This window comes from Chryseobacterium cupriresistens (assembly GCF_046614675.1).
Taxonomy (GTDB): Bacteria; Bacteroidota; Bacteroidia; order Flavobacteriales; family Weeksellaceae; genus Chryseobacterium; species Chryseobacterium cupriresistens.
On record NZ_JBKKJT010000001.1, the window covers coordinates 1100899 to 1116178 of the forward strand.

Here is a 15280-nt window from a genome sequence, read left to right on the forward strand (position 1 = left end):
CAACACATCAAAAAAACTAAATAGGAGTATGAAAACAAAACTATGGTTTGCTGTGGCAGCAAGTTTCCTTTCTGTGGCAGCATTTTCCCAAAAGAAAAAGCAGCAGGAAAAACAACCTGAAAAGAAACAGGAAATGGCTGTTTATGCTGAGAAAAGAGGTTCTGATTATTATTTGGTCCGCCTGGAAAAAGATAAAAATATTCCCAATGTCTATGTACATTCCAATGGGGTAACCAAGCCTTATAAAAATTATTCTGACCTGAAAGACATTGTTACGGAGTTTCCGGGAATGATGACTTCCAACAATTCAACAAAGGAAGAACTGATTTCTATTCTTAAAAAAGACGATCACTTCTATGAAATCACTTCACAGAGGAAAGATCCTAAAAATATTGAAAAAACCGTTGTTACCGTATATGAAGTAATGAACGGCCAGAAAAGAATTGTAGAAGAATACAATGACATCTACGAGGTGATGGCATCTCCTTATAAAGAAGCCATTATGATTAATTAAAAAACAAAAAATATACATATTATGCTAAACAAACTTGCTGCCTCGGAACTTGTTCTGAATGAAGACGGAAGTGTATACCACCTGAATCTTTTACCTGAAGATATCGCTGACAAAATTATCCTTGTGGGTGATCCGGACAGAGTGGCAAAGGTTTCAAAATACTTTGATACCGTAGAAATCAAGAAAAATAAAAGAGAATTCTATACGCATACAGGAACGCTTCGTGGAGAAAGAATCACCGTGATGTCTACAGGGATCGGAACTGAAAACATCGATATCGTGATGAACGAACTGGACGCTTTGGTGAACATTGATCTTCAGAACAAAGAATTTAAAACTGAGCACAAAACTCTTGAACTTTTCCGTATGGGAACCTGTGGAAGTGTAAACCCTGATGTACAGGTTGACAATATGCTGGTGACTCAAAATGTAGTTGGATTAGACGGGCTGATGCATTTCTACCAGGATTACAACTTCGAAAATGATTTTTCTAAAAGCTTCATGGAAAAATTCCCTTACGAAAAAATCAAGCCGATGCTTTATTTCTCAGACTGGGCGGAAGAAATGGGTGAATATTATAAAGATGCCAAATACCACGGAAATACGGCAACATTCCCGGGATTCTATGCTCCACAGGGAAGACAGCTTCGTTTGAAAGCGGTAGATGATCAATTCCTGGAAACGCTGAATGATCTTGGAATTACCAATTTTGAGATGGAAACTTCTGCAATCTATGCCCTTTCAAAATTATTAGGGCACAAAGCCATTACCGTGAATAACGTTATTGCCAACAGAAGACGCGGTGAGTTCTCTGCGGACCACCATGCTTCCGAGAAAAACCTTATTGAATGGGTATTGGAAAGAATTATTAAATAATTACTTTATTAATAATAAACACAAAACCTCCGGAAACTTTTTCCGGAGGTTTTTTATTAGATTTTGGCTAAAGCCGATGGAATTTTATCTTTTTTGAAAACGGGCTCCCTTCGTCTACGCTCAGGATGTTAACCCGTTGCTATTGAATTGTATCTTGCTGAAAATATTTTTTTTCATGATGAATAAAATTACCACTCACCTTTCTCATTCCGTAGAGATCCAAATATAGAAGAGATTCCTGCGGAACGACAGAGTTGTCAATGGAAATCTTGTAAGTAAAATAGGTTAAAGGCCAATAATCAATGATACAAATACCATGGTTACAAATGAAATGTTCTCGGATCCGGATGCTGAAATACATAATCCAGTTCTGAAACCAGCTTTGATGACAGAACCTTTTTTCCTTTTACCTCCAATACTTCGTCATCTGCAATATTTTTCTGCGCATTGATCACCTGGCTTTTTGCCGGATGAATAGGAGCCGTAACATTATAAAGTTTTGATTCAGTTTTCTGTTCAATCATTTCTGAGATAATCCCGCTGATATCAGCATAATGAATATGATTTACCGCATGGTCCAGATTGCTCACATTATAATTTTTTAAAAGCCTGTTATCTCCCATCAGCCCTCCAAGTCTCAGAATATTCAGCTGAGGATATTTATTTCTAAGCATTCTTTCCCCTGATACGCTCACTAATGGAATGTCTTCCTCTGTAAAGTCTTTGGATACATCCGGATAAACACCTGTAGAGCTCATCAGAAACATCTGTCCTTTAAAATCACCGATAAAAGCTGATAAATTTTGAATTCTGTTATACAAAGAACTTACACAACAGCTTTTCTCAGAGACAGGAATGGTAATAATCAAGACATCCATATTTTTAATTTCCTGCCATTGGGAAAGAGGTTCTGTCAACTGATAGTCCGGGAAAGAAGCTATTACAGCATTGATTCCTCTATTATTGAGATCTTCTGCTTTATTTTCTGTAGTGGTCGTTGCGGACAGGTTATATTTTCCGGATAAGGAAGATGCAAGTCTCTCTCCCAGCCAGCCATAGCCTATAATTCCTATTTTCTTCATATTTCAACAGGGGTTTTCATTTTTAATCCTACAAAAATATCAATAAGTTATGAAACAGGGTATTGATAAACCTTTCAGGGTTTTTATATTTTGCAATTATTTTAAAGGGTATTTTGTGTAAAACGTTATTAAAGTTAACATCCTACATTTATTTCCTTGTAAAGCAATCCCTTACGTGATCATTAACCATTCCGGTGGCCTGCATATGGGCATAAACTACTGTAGAACCAACAAATTTGAATCCTCTCTTTTTAAGGTCTTTAGAAATACGGTCAGAAATCTCTGTCGTAGCAGGAACTTCAGACAATTTCTCCGGATTGTTATCAATGGGTTTCCCATCGATAAAATCCCAGATATATTGGGAAAAGCTTCCAAATTCTTTCTGAACATCCATAAATCTCTGAGCATTGGTAACTGCTGCCAGAATTTTAAGCCTGTTTCTTATAATTCCGGGGTTGTTCATGAATTCTTCAATCTTTTTGTCAGAGTATGCTGCTACTTTTTTATAATCAAAATGGTCAAAGGCTTTTCTGAAATTTTCCCTTTTAGATAAAATAGTGTACCAGCTCAAGCCGGCCTGAAAGCTCTCCAGAATCAGGAACTCAAATATTGTTTCATCATCATAAACAGGTCTTCCCCACTCTTCATCATGATACTTTCTGTAGAGATCATCTTTTTCGCACCAGCCACACCGGATTTTTTCCATAATTATCATATTTTACAGGTTAAAGTTACTATTGATTTTGAAAAGTATAACAAAATATTATGAAAAGTTTAACAATGACCTTCAGTTTTAGGAATGGTTATTGTTTAATTATTCATACCAAATTAAAATTTATACTATTATGAACAATTCAGAGTACAACAAAGCGGAAAATGCAGTAAATAATGTAGAAAATTCTTTACAGAATGCAACGGACAAAGCCAAATGGAAAATCGATGAATTGGCAGATAAGGCTAAAGATTATATTAATGAGAAAAGGAATAATGATCAGGAAGCCAGCCAGGAAGACTGGCTAGACAGGGTAAAAGCTAATGTATCCGATGCTTGGGAAGATATTAAGGATAAAGCAGATGAGGCATGGGAAAAAACCAAAGATGCGGCGGAAGATGTAAAGGCAGAATGGAATAAGAAAACCAATTAGTATTTCAGTCATATAAATATTTTCAATAAAATGGAGTCTTAAATTGATAAGGCTCCATTTTTTATTATGCCATAAGCACAATTATTGTTACATTTGTATTATAATAAACATTAAAAAATTATGTCATACGGTTTACTTAAAGGCAAAAAGGGAATTATTTTTGGAGCCCTTAATGAACAATCTATCGCATGGAAAGTTGCTGAAAGATGCCATGAGGAAGGTGCTGAATTTATCTTATCTAATGCTCCTATAGCATTAAGAATGGGAGAACTTAATGGTTTAGCAGAAAAAACAGGTTCTGAAGTAATAGGTGCTGATGCTACTTCTGTAGAAGATCTTGAAAAACTTTTTGATGCCGCTGTTGCAAAATTTGGAAAAATCGACTTTATCCTTCACTCTATCGGTATGTCTATCAACGTAAGAAAAGGAAAACACTATACAGAAATGAATTACGACTGGTTGGAAAAAGGCTGGGATATTTCCGCTGTTTCTTTCCATAAAGTAATGCGTGTAGCATGGGAAAAAGACTGTATGAACGAATGGGGAAGCATTTTGGCGCTTACTTATATTGCAGCTCAGAGAACATTCCCGGATTACAACGATATGTCTGATAACAAAGCGTACCTTGAAAGTATTGCAAGAACTTTCGGAAACTACTGGGGAGAAAGAAAAGTACGTGTAAATACAGTTTCTCAGTCTCCTACAATGACTACTGCCGGAAGCGGTGTGAAAGGTTTCGGAGGATTCCTTGGATATGCAGAAGATATGTCTCCACTGGGAAATGCTACTGCTCTTGAATGTGCAGACTACTGTGTAACGTTATTCTCTGATCTTACTAAAAAGGTAACGATGCAGAACCTGTTCCATGACGGAGGTTTCAGCAGCTCAGGAGTTACTCAGAAAGTGATCAGTAAATATGACGCTGAAAAATAATGAACTGATAAAGTTTCATTTACAATACATAAGACCCATGAAGTTTTTTCATGGGTTTTCTATTTTTATCATCTGAAGACAAATAAAAATCCGGCGGCCTCTTTGAGGCCGCCGGATCTGTCAAAAATAATATTAATATGATATTACAAAATTACGGTCTGTATAGAGTGCGCAGGAGCATTCAGTTTGGCAGCCATACCTTCTATCCATAGATTCGTTTCAATATCATTGTCTGAATCGTTCATGATAACGGTTACCAGCTGGCCGTTTTCATTCATAAAAGCAGAAGATGTAAGCGCTGCTCTGTTGGAAGAGCTTCCGATTCTCTGCGCATTGGGTTTGATATATTTTGAAACATGGCCTATATAATAGTATTCATAGGTATAGAAAACCTCACCGGTTTTGGTATCTGCAATAATCGGGGCAAAGCAGAAGTTTCCCTTATGGTTAGGTCCTCCGGTTTCATCCAATAGAATATTCCAGTCAGTCCATAAAGCATTTCCTTTGTTAAAATCGTTCAGCATATTTTTGCTGTAAAGTTCCCCCAGACTTACATCATAGATTTTATCCATATTGAACTGTTCTTTACATCCTTCCGTAAAAGCCAGGAATTTATCAGGAAATGCTCTGTGTGTTTCTGCCAGATTGTCAAAAAGCTGCGTTTTATTATTCCATGTTTCATACCAGTGATACCCAATACCGCTGGCATATTTTGAGGTTTCAGGATCACTTAATGTAGTGGTTGCTCTTTGATAAATAAGGTCTCTGTTGTGGTCCCAGATCATAACTTTTTTATCTTTGTAACCGTTTTTCCAAAGCGTTGGCCCCAGGTTCTTTTTCAGGAATTCTCCTTCTTCTTCGGCAGTATAGATGCATGATTCCCAGCTTTGGGTAGCCATTGGTTCATTCTGAACGGTTAACCCCCAGATGTTGATTCCTCTCTTTTCGTATTCTTTGATGAATTTGATATAATAATCTGCCCATGTCTGGTAGTATTGATTTTCCAATCTTCCTCCTTTGTACAAACTTTTGTTGGATTTCATCCAGGCTGGCGGGCTCCAAGGCGAGAAATAGAATGTGAAGTTATTACCAATGGCTTTCTGAGCTTCTTTAATCATCGGAATTTTATACTTCTCATCATGAACAACGTTAAATGTCTTCAGAGAAGTATCATTATCCTCTACATAGGTATACGAATCGCTGGAGAAATCACAGGAATTCATATTGGTACGAACCACTGTGTATCCCAATCCGTTTTTTCCGAAATAAGCATCCAGAATTTCTTTCTGCTTATTCTTTGGCATTTTATAAAAAGTCTCTGCTGAAGCGTCTGTAATAGCACCTCCGATTCCTATCAGTTTCTGATATTTAAAACGGGGAGCCACAAAAATACAGGCCTCAGTTTCTTTAGGCTGTCCGAACTGTTCAAATGTAACGGTTCCTTTATCCGCCATCTTCTCATTCACTTTCGAGTTGGTAAGGATTACTTTAGCTGTTTTTCCTGCATTCTTCTTCCAGTAATTCTGAGCATTAACATTGATGAAAACGCCTACTACAAAACAACTTACAATTAATTTTCTCATGATTTTTTCTGTTTCCGGACCCTTCTGGTCCTCATTTTCATTATTTATTTTGATAGACTCTTACGTAGTCTATATAATACTTCTGTGGAAATACAGCATCATCAATGCCTTCTTTCCCACCCCAAAATCCACCTACTGCCAGATTTAAAATGATAAAGTAAGGTCTGTCAAAAGGCCATGCTTCATCGTTTTTCTCTCTGTTCACATACGTGAAAAATTTTTTATCATCTACATAAACATCAATCTTTTCAGGAGTCCAGTCTGCCTTATAGACATGGAATTTTTCGCTGGCATCTTTTACAAACAAGGTATCTGTTTTCTGTGTTCCCTGGATATGGTTGTATTTTTTGGTGTGAACAGAAGCATGTATAAATCCCTGATTGTATCCTACATGTTCCATAATATCCAGTTCACCGTCATCCGGCCATTTCTTCATATTTTCACTCATCATCCAGATGGCAGGCCATGTTCCACGTCCTTTGGGAAGCTTTGCTCTAACTTCTACTGTTCCATACTGAAAGGCAAATTTTCCTTTGGTTAAAAGCCTGGCAGAAGTGTATTTATTATTTTCCCAATTTTCTTTTCTGGCTTCAATGATAAGGTTTCCCTTTTCCATTCTGACATTCTCAGGTCTGTTTTTGGTATAAAACTGAGCTTCTTCATTTCCAAAACCTCCTCCTCCTACATCGTAATTCCATTTTGATGAATCAGGTAGCCCTTTACCGTTAAACTCATCACTCCATATCAGCGTTCTGCGGGCTTCAGGTTTTTGCGAAGCGCAATTCAAAACAGTAAGGAAAAAAATTCCTGCTGCGCATATTTTGATGATATTTTTAGCTTTGAGATTCATACATAAGTAGATTTAAGTTTTGGCTAAAGCCATTTTTTTCTGACTTTTGATTAAGCGGGCTAAAGCCCACTCTTATTGAATTGAATTCAATTTATTTTGTCCAGGTGATTCTTTTGGTCTGAACATGTTGAGAATCCGTCCCGACCATAATGTCAAATTCCCCGCCTTCCCAATCAAAATTCAAGTTATCATCATAGAATTTCAGATCTTCGGGAGTCAGTTTAAAATCGATCTTTTTGCTTTCTCCTTTTTTGATGAATACTTTCTGGAAGCCTTTCAATTCTTTTACCGGTCTGACTACTTTCCCGAAAAGATCCCTGATATACAGCTGTACCACTTCTTCTCCGTCATATTTTCCTGTGTTGGAAACCGTAACGCTGATATTCAAGGTCTGATTTCCTGTAAGGTTTGTGGAATTTAAAACCATATCAGAATATTTGAAATCCGTATAGCTTAAACCATATCCAAATGGGTATTTGGGATCATTATCAAGATCTATATACGCGGAAACATAGTTTCTGTCTGTATTATTTTTTGCAGGTCTTCCTGTATTGTAATGATTGTAGTACACAGGAATCTGCCCTTCTGTTCTTGGGAAAGTCATTGGAAGCTTTCCACCGGGATTCACTGTCCCGAACAAAACATCTGCAATAGAGTTTCCTGCTTCTGTTCCCAGCCACCATGTATACATAATGGCAGGAATATTGTCTGATGCCCAGTTGAAAATCAGAGGCCTTCCGGCATTGATCATCAGAATGATGGGCTTACCTGTTTTGGCAATTTCTTTCAATAAATCTTCCTGAACACCTGTAAAACCAATATTACTTCTGCTTTTTGCTTCTCCGCTCATCGCATGGCCTTCACCCAGCGTCATGATGACAACATCTGCTTTTTTCGCTGTTTCTACTGCTTCGGCAAACTGGCTTTTATCCTGATCGTCAACATTGCAGCCTTTTGCATATAATAAAGTAGCGTTTTTATCCAGCTGGTTTTTAATTCCGTCAAATTGAGAAACGATTCTTTTATTATCATCTTTGAAAGCAACAGACCAGAAACCGTGATTCGCTACCGTTTCTTTCCCGAAAGGACCAATCAGCGCAACTGTTTTTGTACTTTTTGAAAGCGGAAGAATATTTCCCTGGTTTTTAAGAAGAACAATACTTTTAGAACCGAATTCTCTTCCAAATTTTCTGTTTTCCTGATTATCGGTCTGTTCTTTTTGTCTTTTTTCATTGCTGAATCTGTAAGGATCATCGAAAAGTCCCATTTCGAATTTCTTGGTTAAAATTCTACCCGCTGCATCATCTACAAGTTTTGCATCTATTTTTCCTTCTTTCACCAGTTTTGGAAGCTCTGCCATATACACACGGCTTTCCATATCCATATCACTTCCACCCTGTATTGCTCTTTCAGCAGCTTCAGCTCCATCTTTGGCATAACCGTGAGGAACCATTTCCCCGATGCTTCCCCAGTCTGACACCACAAAACCTTTATAATTCCATTTTCCTTTTAAGAGGTTTCTCTGTATATATTGGTTGGCCGTTGCTGGAATTCCGTTAATATCATTGAAGGAGTTCATAAAAGTGGCTACTCCTGCCTCCGCAGCGGCTTTGAAAGGAGGAAGATAAGTTTCATTCAATTGTCTGAGACTCATATCTACAGAATTGTAATCTCTTCCGCCTACAGCAGCTCCATATGCCGCGAAATGTTTGGCACAGGCCATCACTGCATCAAGACTTCCCAGACCTCTACCCTGAAATCCTTTAATTCTTGCCAGTCCTATTTTTGTTCCAAGGTAAGTATCTTCTCCTGAACCTTCCATTACTCTTCCCCATCTCGGATCTCTGGCAATATCCACCATCGGAGCAAACGTCCAGTGAATACCGTAAGCGGCAGCTTCTGTAGCAGCAATTCTTTCTGACTTTTCAATCATGGCCAGATCCCAACTTGCCGCCTGTCCGAGATTGACAGGGAATGTGGTACGATATCCGTGAATAACATCCTGCCCGAACAGTAAAGGAATTTTCAGCCTTGACTGCATCGCCAGTTTCTGAAAAGCTCTGGTTTCCTCTGATCCTGCAACATTCAGCATAGAACCTACTTTTCCCTTCCTGATTTCTTCCAAAACAGCCGCGGAATTGGATTGCTGGGGTCCTGTAGCATATTCAAAACCACTGTACTGAACCATCTGCCCTACTTTTTCTTCCAAAGTCATTTTAGACAATAGCTCCGCTACTTTCTGATCAATGGTCTTCTGTCCGTAAGCATTCAATCCCAATGCAGAAAATGCCAGTAAGAAATAAACTCTTTTCATAGTATCAAATTAAAAAATATAGGTTGCTGTAGAACGTCCCGAAATTGTTACAGCAGCGGTTTTCCCGGCAAATTTAATATTAAAATTTTCATCTGCCTGATTATCGTTCTGCACAATTAAAACTATTTTCCCAAATTGAGTCTTAAAGGCAGCCGTTGAAAGCTTATCCGTCTGAGTGGAAGCGATACGCTGAGATCCCGCCGGAATAAATTTTGAAGCGTGTGCAATGATATAGTAAGAAACATTTCTGGTGAAGTTTTCACGATCAGAAACTGTTATGGCTCCTTTACACTCCGTACATCCGCCATCTGTATGAGGGGCAAATTTTGGATCGTTGGCTAGATTCCATTCTAGAGCTATTTTGCTCCAGTTTCTCATAGAGCCTATGATAACATTTTTCGTATGCCAGTTCAGGTCTTCGGTAAAAGTGCCTTTTGAACCTGTCCATTGTTCAGTAAAGTATAAATTCTTATCCGGAAAAGCATTATGTACTGTACTTAATGCAGAAATATCGCCTTCGTAAAGGTGAAAAGCAGATCCGTCTATATATTTGCCAGCTTCAGAATCTTTTAAAATATCAAGAGCATATTCAGGTTTGTTGCAATTGTGATCATACACAACAATTTTAGTAGTGATTCCGTTGGCTTTAAAAACCGGACCAAGATGGTTCTTAATAAAATCTCCCTGCTGCTCAGACGGCATATACAAACTTGGATTATTTCCGGGATGTAAAGGTTCATTCTGAGGCGTTACGGCATCAATGGTGATCCCTTCTTTTTTCATTCCCTGGATGTATTTTACAAAATATTGAGCATACGTTCCATAGAATTCAGGTTTTAAACTTCCTCCTTTTGATTTACCGTTGTCTTTCATCCAAACCGGAGGAGACCACGGGGCAGCAATGATTTTAATGGAAGGATTGATTGCTAAAATTTCCTTCAACATCCCAATCAAAGCGTTGTCTTTTGCCAGACTGAATTTTGAAAGCGAAGGATCAGTCTGTCCTTCAGGCAGATCATCGTACGAGAATACTTCTCCATCAAGATCGGAAGCGCCAATACTCAGTCTTAAATAGCTGATGGATATTGAATTTTTATCGTTTCCAAAAAGTTCGTTAAGCAGTGCTTTTCTTTTGGAAGGCGACAACCGGTTGATTACCTCAACACTTCCTCCTGTTAATGTATAGCCAAAGCCATCAATATATTGAAACTTTTGAGTATCATCAATTTCAATATTCTGAAAGCTGTTGGTAGTATTTGCAAATTTAACGGAAGTCTGCTGTTGTAATTTTACACTTTCATCCCCTTTGGTAAGCCAGTACTGCACCTCATTTCCTTTATTGGAAGCCACTGAAGTACATGATAAAGAAAAAAGGGCCACACCACTAAGCAGTGCGGCACCTCTAAAGAAACTATATAAGTTGTGAAACTTCATATTTTAGTAACCAGGATTTTGTTTTAAAGCTGTATTCGGCAATTCATTGAAAGGAATTGGAAGAATTTCATTTTTATTGGCTTTAAATCCTTTGAATGCAAGTATTGATGGAGCATCTCCCCATCTTACAAGGTCAAACCATCTGTGTCCTTCTCCGGCAAGCTCTCTTCTTCTTTCATCTTTAATAGCCTGTAAAGAAACAGGAACTGATGGTAACCCAACTCTTGCTCTTACCGCATCTAATAAAGCTTGAGCTCTTGCTCCTGAAGCTCCTAATGCTTCTGCCTCCATCAGATAAGTATCCGCCAATCTTATAGCAATATAATTCTGACGGAAATTCAACTCAGGAGGTCCCGGAAGCGATGTTTTTAAAGCATTTGTAGGTAAATACTTATTAAGGAAGTATCCGGTATCTGCAAAAGCAGGCGTATAAGTAACCTTACCCTCCGTCACCAGTTTTTTTGCATTGAAAACGGTAACGTCCAGTCTTGGATCTCCCTGCATAAAAGTAACAAAGTTCTCTGTTACAGTATTAAATGCCCAACCTGAATAAATATCCGGAGCATTGTTATTCGGGATATCTTTTAAGAAATAAGAACGAGGTCCTACCATCACATTGATAGAGTTTCCTTCATCTTTTCCCTGTCCCCAGAATCCCCAGTCAGAACTTCCTTTATTGGTATGCATTACTTCAAGAATTGATTCTGATGGGAATTTGTATTTGTTTGGATCCTGGTCAGTTTCCAATGCAACTTTAAATAAATCTGCATAATTTGTCACAAGTTTGTAGCCATACTGACTGGTTCCTCCAGGCGTACCATTTACTTCAGCAAACTGTGCGGCTGCCTGAGGCATTTTTTTATCATAAAGATAAATTTTACCTAATATAGCTCTGGCCGTTCCCTGCGTGATTCGCCCCTTATCACTGATACTTGGCGTCATCATAAGGTCGGGAATAGCAGCAACGATATCGCTTTCTATCTGTGCATACACATCACTCGGCTTGGCCTGTGGCACGTTCCAGTAATCATCATCAAACTTTATGGTATTAAGAATCAAAGGAATATTTCCAAACATTCTTAGTAATTCAAAATAATATAAAGAACGAAGAACTTTAGCTTCTGCAATATATCTTTTTTTAAGATCCTCATTCATATTTGCCCCAGGAACTCTTTCTATCAAAAGATTAGCCCGTGCAACTCCCTGATAGTAATCCCTCCAGTAGCTGGCAGGCATTGTATTGGCGTTAATCATATAGTTATTCATTCCCTGGATACCCGCTCCGTCATTGGAATTTCCCCCACCGGAATAAAAATCATCAGATCCTGCATTAAAGAAGGTAACGGTATTTTCAAATCCAGCCGAATACTTTCTTAGAGGATCATATACGGAAATCAATGCGCTGAAAGACTGCTGCTCATTCTGAAAATACAAATCTGTATTAAAAGATCCTGAATTCTTTACATCATCCAGATAGGAATCACTACAACCGATATTGGTAAAACTCAGACCTGTCAGAAACGCAACGGCAAGTCCTTTATATATAAAATTCTTATTTTTCATTTTGTTGGTCATTAAAATTGAATATTAGCTCCTATAAGGAATGTTCTGGCTTGTGGATAGTAAGCTCTGTCTACCCCGATAATGTCCTGCTCAGAGTTATTTCTCCCTGCAATTTCCGGATCATATCCTGTATACTTTGTGAAGGTAAGCAGGTTTTCTCCTGTGATATACAGTCTTACTTTACTCATTCCAAAACGTTGGGTAACATCCTGAGGAATGGTATACCCTAACTGAACAATTTTCAGACGCACATAATCTCCTTTCTGAAGGTAATAATTAGACATCCATGAATAGTTGTGGTTAGAATCAGTGCGGGTAAGTCTCGGATTATCATTGGTAGATCCCTCACCTGTCCATCTGTCTAAGATTCTTGTCTGGTAGTTGGCATCAGGCAAATCCAATCTTCTTAACCCCTGGAAAATCTTGTTACCAGCCTGTCCTTGCGCAAACATCATCAGATCAAAATTCTTATAGCTCATATTCACGGTAAGTCCGAAAGTATATTTTGGGATAGAGCTTCCTAAGTTTACTTTATCATTGTCATCAATTTTACCATCTCCATTATTATCCTGCCAGATAAAGTCCCCAGGTTTTGCATCGGGTAATAATTTTACACCATTGGCATTTACATAATTGTCAATTTGTGCCTGATTCTGGAAAACCCCACTATATGTTTGTCCGTAAAATGATCCGTAGGGCTGCCCTACTGCTACTCTGGAAACCGCTCCCATGGTCTGGAAAGAAGCCAGGTTGAAGTATTCAATATCATCCTCTAGTCTAAGAACTTTATTTTTTATGGTTGCGAAGTTACCATTAACCGAAATGCTGAAATCTTCCCAATTTTTCTTGTAGCCTAATTCAAGTTCAACACCTGAGTTTTCCATATCTCCTACATTTGCCCAAGGTGAAACAGGAACTCCTACATAACCTGGGATATTGATTTGTCTGAGAATATCAGTAGTCTTCTTTTTGTACCAGTCTGCTGTAAGGGTAAAATTGTTGAATAATTTCAGATCTGCAGCAATATTCAGCTGGCTGGTCTGTTCCCATTTCAGATTAGGGTTTTCCAGAGTACTTTTCGCATAACCAATGATAATATTATTACTGGAGTTGGTATAATTACTACCGGAAACCATGAAACTTGCAAATCTGAAGTTATCCATTTCATCATTCCCTAACACTCCGTAACCTCCTCTTAATTTTAAGTTATTAACGACATTGTTCTCCGGCCAGAAGTTTTCTTTATGAACGTTCCATCCCAGTGACATAGACGGGAAAGTTCCCCAGTGCTGGTTGGTAGCAAATTTTGAAGAACCGTCTCTACGGATTGTACCTGTAAATAAGTATTTATCTGCATAATCATAAATGATTCTACCAAAATAAGATGCTTTACGGGTCTCGATACCGTCCCATCCTTTTGCTGTAATATTTTCCCTGGGAATATCAAAGTTGAAGGAAGCATCCTGCCAGTTATCAATAGGAAGGTTACTGTAAGTCAAACTGGCACCGCCGGCAATGTTGTATCGGTAAACACCCTGTCCAACCATAATATTGATATTGTGATCACCAAACTTATTCTGATAGGTCAATGTATTTTCCATGCTCCATTCGAACTTATTTTCATCCACCTTATTCAAACTGTTAAAACCGGTATTATTAAAATTTGGGCTTAAATAATATTTCGGTGTAAAGGAGCGGCTTCCCCAATAGGATTTTTTACCATTTAAACTTGTTTTGAATGTAAAGTGATCAAGAAACTTGAGTTCTGCAAAAACATTCCCCACAAAATCATCAGACCAGTTATAATTGCCTTGTTGTATGTGACGGAAAGCCTGCGGATTGGTCATCTCGTTATTTACATATGGGGAAATTCCATATGGACGGCCTTCAGAATCACGGATGATATAAGGACTTTTATAACCGTCCGAATCTACCATTGACCAATCTGTCACGACAACCGGAGTGATAGGATCCAGGTTTACTGCTGAAGCCAACGGTCCTCCAAATTCTTCGTTTGCACTTACTCCCTGAGACTTCACATGGGTATACGCAAAAGTTTGCCCTATGGTCAGGTAATCTGTAACTTTATGGGTTGAGTTAAATCTTGCATTGATTCTTTTGTAATAAGAAATATCACTCATTACAATACCAGTCTGATCAAAATATCCGAAAGAGGTATAGTAGGTGGATTTTTCATTCCCTCCGGTAATACTTACTTCGTGAGACGATTTTTCACCGGTTCCGAAAATAGCATCCTGCCAGTTGGTACCTTTCCCAAATGATTCAGGATTAGAAAATCTGGGTGCCTTTCCGTCATTAACAAAACCTTCATTAATAATTTTGGCATATTGTGTAGCATCTAAGAGATCCAGTTTTTTGGATGCATTTGAGAAACCATAAAACCCGTTATAAGAAAGACTAAGTTTTCCTCTCTTCCCTTTTTTGGTTGTCACCAGGATTACTCCTTTTGCTGCAGAGACTCCATAGATTGCAGATGATGCTCCGTCCTTTAGCACTTCTATACTTTCTATATCCGATTGGTTAAGCCATCCGATATTGTCTACCACAATACCATCTACTACCCACAATGGGCTGTTGCTTCCAGCTCCAAAACTGGTAATCCCTCTTACACGTACAGTAGCAGCAGCACCAGGCTGTCCCGAATTCGTAACAACAGAAACCCCTGCAGCTCTACCTTGCAATACCTGTTCAGGCTTACCTGCCGGTATGTTTTCAATGTCGCTGGCTTTAATACTCGCAATAGCTCCCGTTACATTACTCTTTTTCTGAGTACCGTAACCGATGACTACCACTTCGTCTATTTTGTTTTCTTTCGCAATTGTGTCCTTCGACTTGGTGGTCTGGGCACTGAAGTTGGCCGTAAAATAGAGGACGGCAACCACTCCTACGCTTCTTGATATTCTTACATTCATATACAGTTATTGTTTAATTCTCAAATTGAGACAATAAAAATATATTTTTTTTC

The 15280-nt window shown here is 38.3% G+C and carries 12 protein-coding genes; 4 read left to right on the forward strand and 8 right to left on the reverse strand.

Features of this window, described 5'->3' with window-relative positions; translation table 11 throughout:
• The first annotated feature begins 28 nt into the window (after positions 1–28).
• The gene (locus ACLI50_RS05080; protein WP_330746173.1) at positions 29–514 is read left to right on the forward strand and encodes a hypothetical protein; all 486 of its coding nucleotides are present in this window, start codon (positions 29–31) and stop codon (positions 512–514) included.
• A 21-nt stretch (positions 515–535) separates the two neighbouring features.
• Entirely contained in the window at positions 536–1390 is an 855-nt protein-coding gene (locus ACLI50_RS05085) for a nucleoside phosphorylase (RefSeq protein WP_343643083.1), read from the forward strand.
• A 320-nt stretch (positions 1391–1710) separates the two neighbouring features.
• Here ACLI50_RS05085 and ACLI50_RS05090 read toward each other — a convergent pair whose 3' ends face one another.
• Positions 1711–2472 carry an NAD-binding protein gene (locus ACLI50_RS05090; protein WP_343643082.1) on the reverse strand — a complete coding sequence of 254 codons (762 nt, stop codon included), beginning with the start codon at positions 2470–2472 and terminating at the stop codon, positions 1711–1713.
• Between the two features lie 148 nt (positions 2473–2620).
• Positions 2621–3178 carry a DNA-3-methyladenine glycosylase I gene (locus ACLI50_RS05095; RefSeq protein ID WP_411413296.1) on the reverse strand — a complete coding sequence of 186 codons (558 nt, stop codon included), beginning with the start codon at positions 3176–3178 and terminating at the stop codon, positions 2621–2623.
• A 139-nt stretch (positions 3179–3317) separates the two neighbouring features.
• Here ACLI50_RS05095 and ACLI50_RS05100 point away from each other — a divergent pair, with 139 nt between their 5' ends.
• Positions 3318–3617, forward strand: coding sequence for a hypothetical protein (locus tag ACLI50_RS05100; protein ID WP_114821904.1), 300 nt, complete (start codon positions 3318–3320; stop codon positions 3615–3617).
• 120 nt (positions 3618–3737) lie between these two features.
• Positions 3738–4550: an enoyl-ACP reductase FabI gene (locus tag ACLI50_RS05105; protein WP_202842680.1), complete on the forward strand. Its 813-nt coding sequence runs from the start codon at positions 3738–3740 to the stop codon at positions 4548–4550.
• A gap of 143 nt (positions 4551–4693) precedes the next feature.
• On the opposite strand, the gene ACLI50_RS05110 is transcribed toward ACLI50_RS05105, so the two are convergent.
• The 6 genes from ACLI50_RS05110 to ACLI50_RS05135 all read right to left on the reverse strand — a co-directional run bounded on the left by ACLI50_RS05110 (position 4694) and on the right by ACLI50_RS05135 (position 15227).
• The gene (locus tag ACLI50_RS05110; protein WP_202842681.1) at positions 4694–6133 is read right to left on the reverse strand and encodes a glycoside hydrolase family 30 protein; all 1440 of its coding nucleotides are present in this window, start codon (positions 6131–6133) and stop codon (positions 4694–4696) included.
• Between the two features lie 40 nt (positions 6134–6173).
• Positions 6174–6983 (reverse strand): glycoside hydrolase family 16 protein, encoded by an 810-nt coding sequence (locus ACLI50_RS05115; protein ID WP_395973345.1) that lies wholly within the window; start codon positions 6981–6983, stop codon positions 6174–6176.
• Positions 6984–7074: 91 nt separating this feature from the next.
• On the reverse strand, positions 7075–9297 hold the full coding sequence (gene bglX, locus ACLI50_RS05120) for a beta-glucosidase BglX (protein ID WP_395973343.1): 2223 nt from the start codon (positions 9295–9297) through the stop codon (positions 7075–7077).
• Between the two features lie 9 nt (positions 9298–9306).
• Positions 9307–10731, reverse strand: a complete 1425-nt coding sequence (locus ACLI50_RS05125) for a glycoside hydrolase family 30 protein (protein WP_411413297.1) — start codon at positions 10729–10731, stop codon at positions 9307–9309.
• A gap of 3 nt (positions 10732–10734) precedes the next feature.
• Positions 10735–12294 carry a RagB/SusD family nutrient uptake outer membrane protein gene (locus tag ACLI50_RS05130; protein WP_395973339.1) on the reverse strand — a complete coding sequence of 520 codons (1560 nt, stop codon included), beginning with the start codon at positions 12292–12294 and terminating at the stop codon, positions 10735–10737.
• Between the two features lie 11 nt (positions 12295–12305).
• On the reverse strand, positions 12306–15227 hold the full coding sequence (locus ACLI50_RS05135; RefSeq protein ID WP_411413298.1) for a SusC/RagA family TonB-linked outer membrane protein: 2922 nt from the start codon (positions 15225–15227) through the stop codon (positions 12306–12308).
• Positions 15228–15280 lie beyond the last annotated feature (53 nt).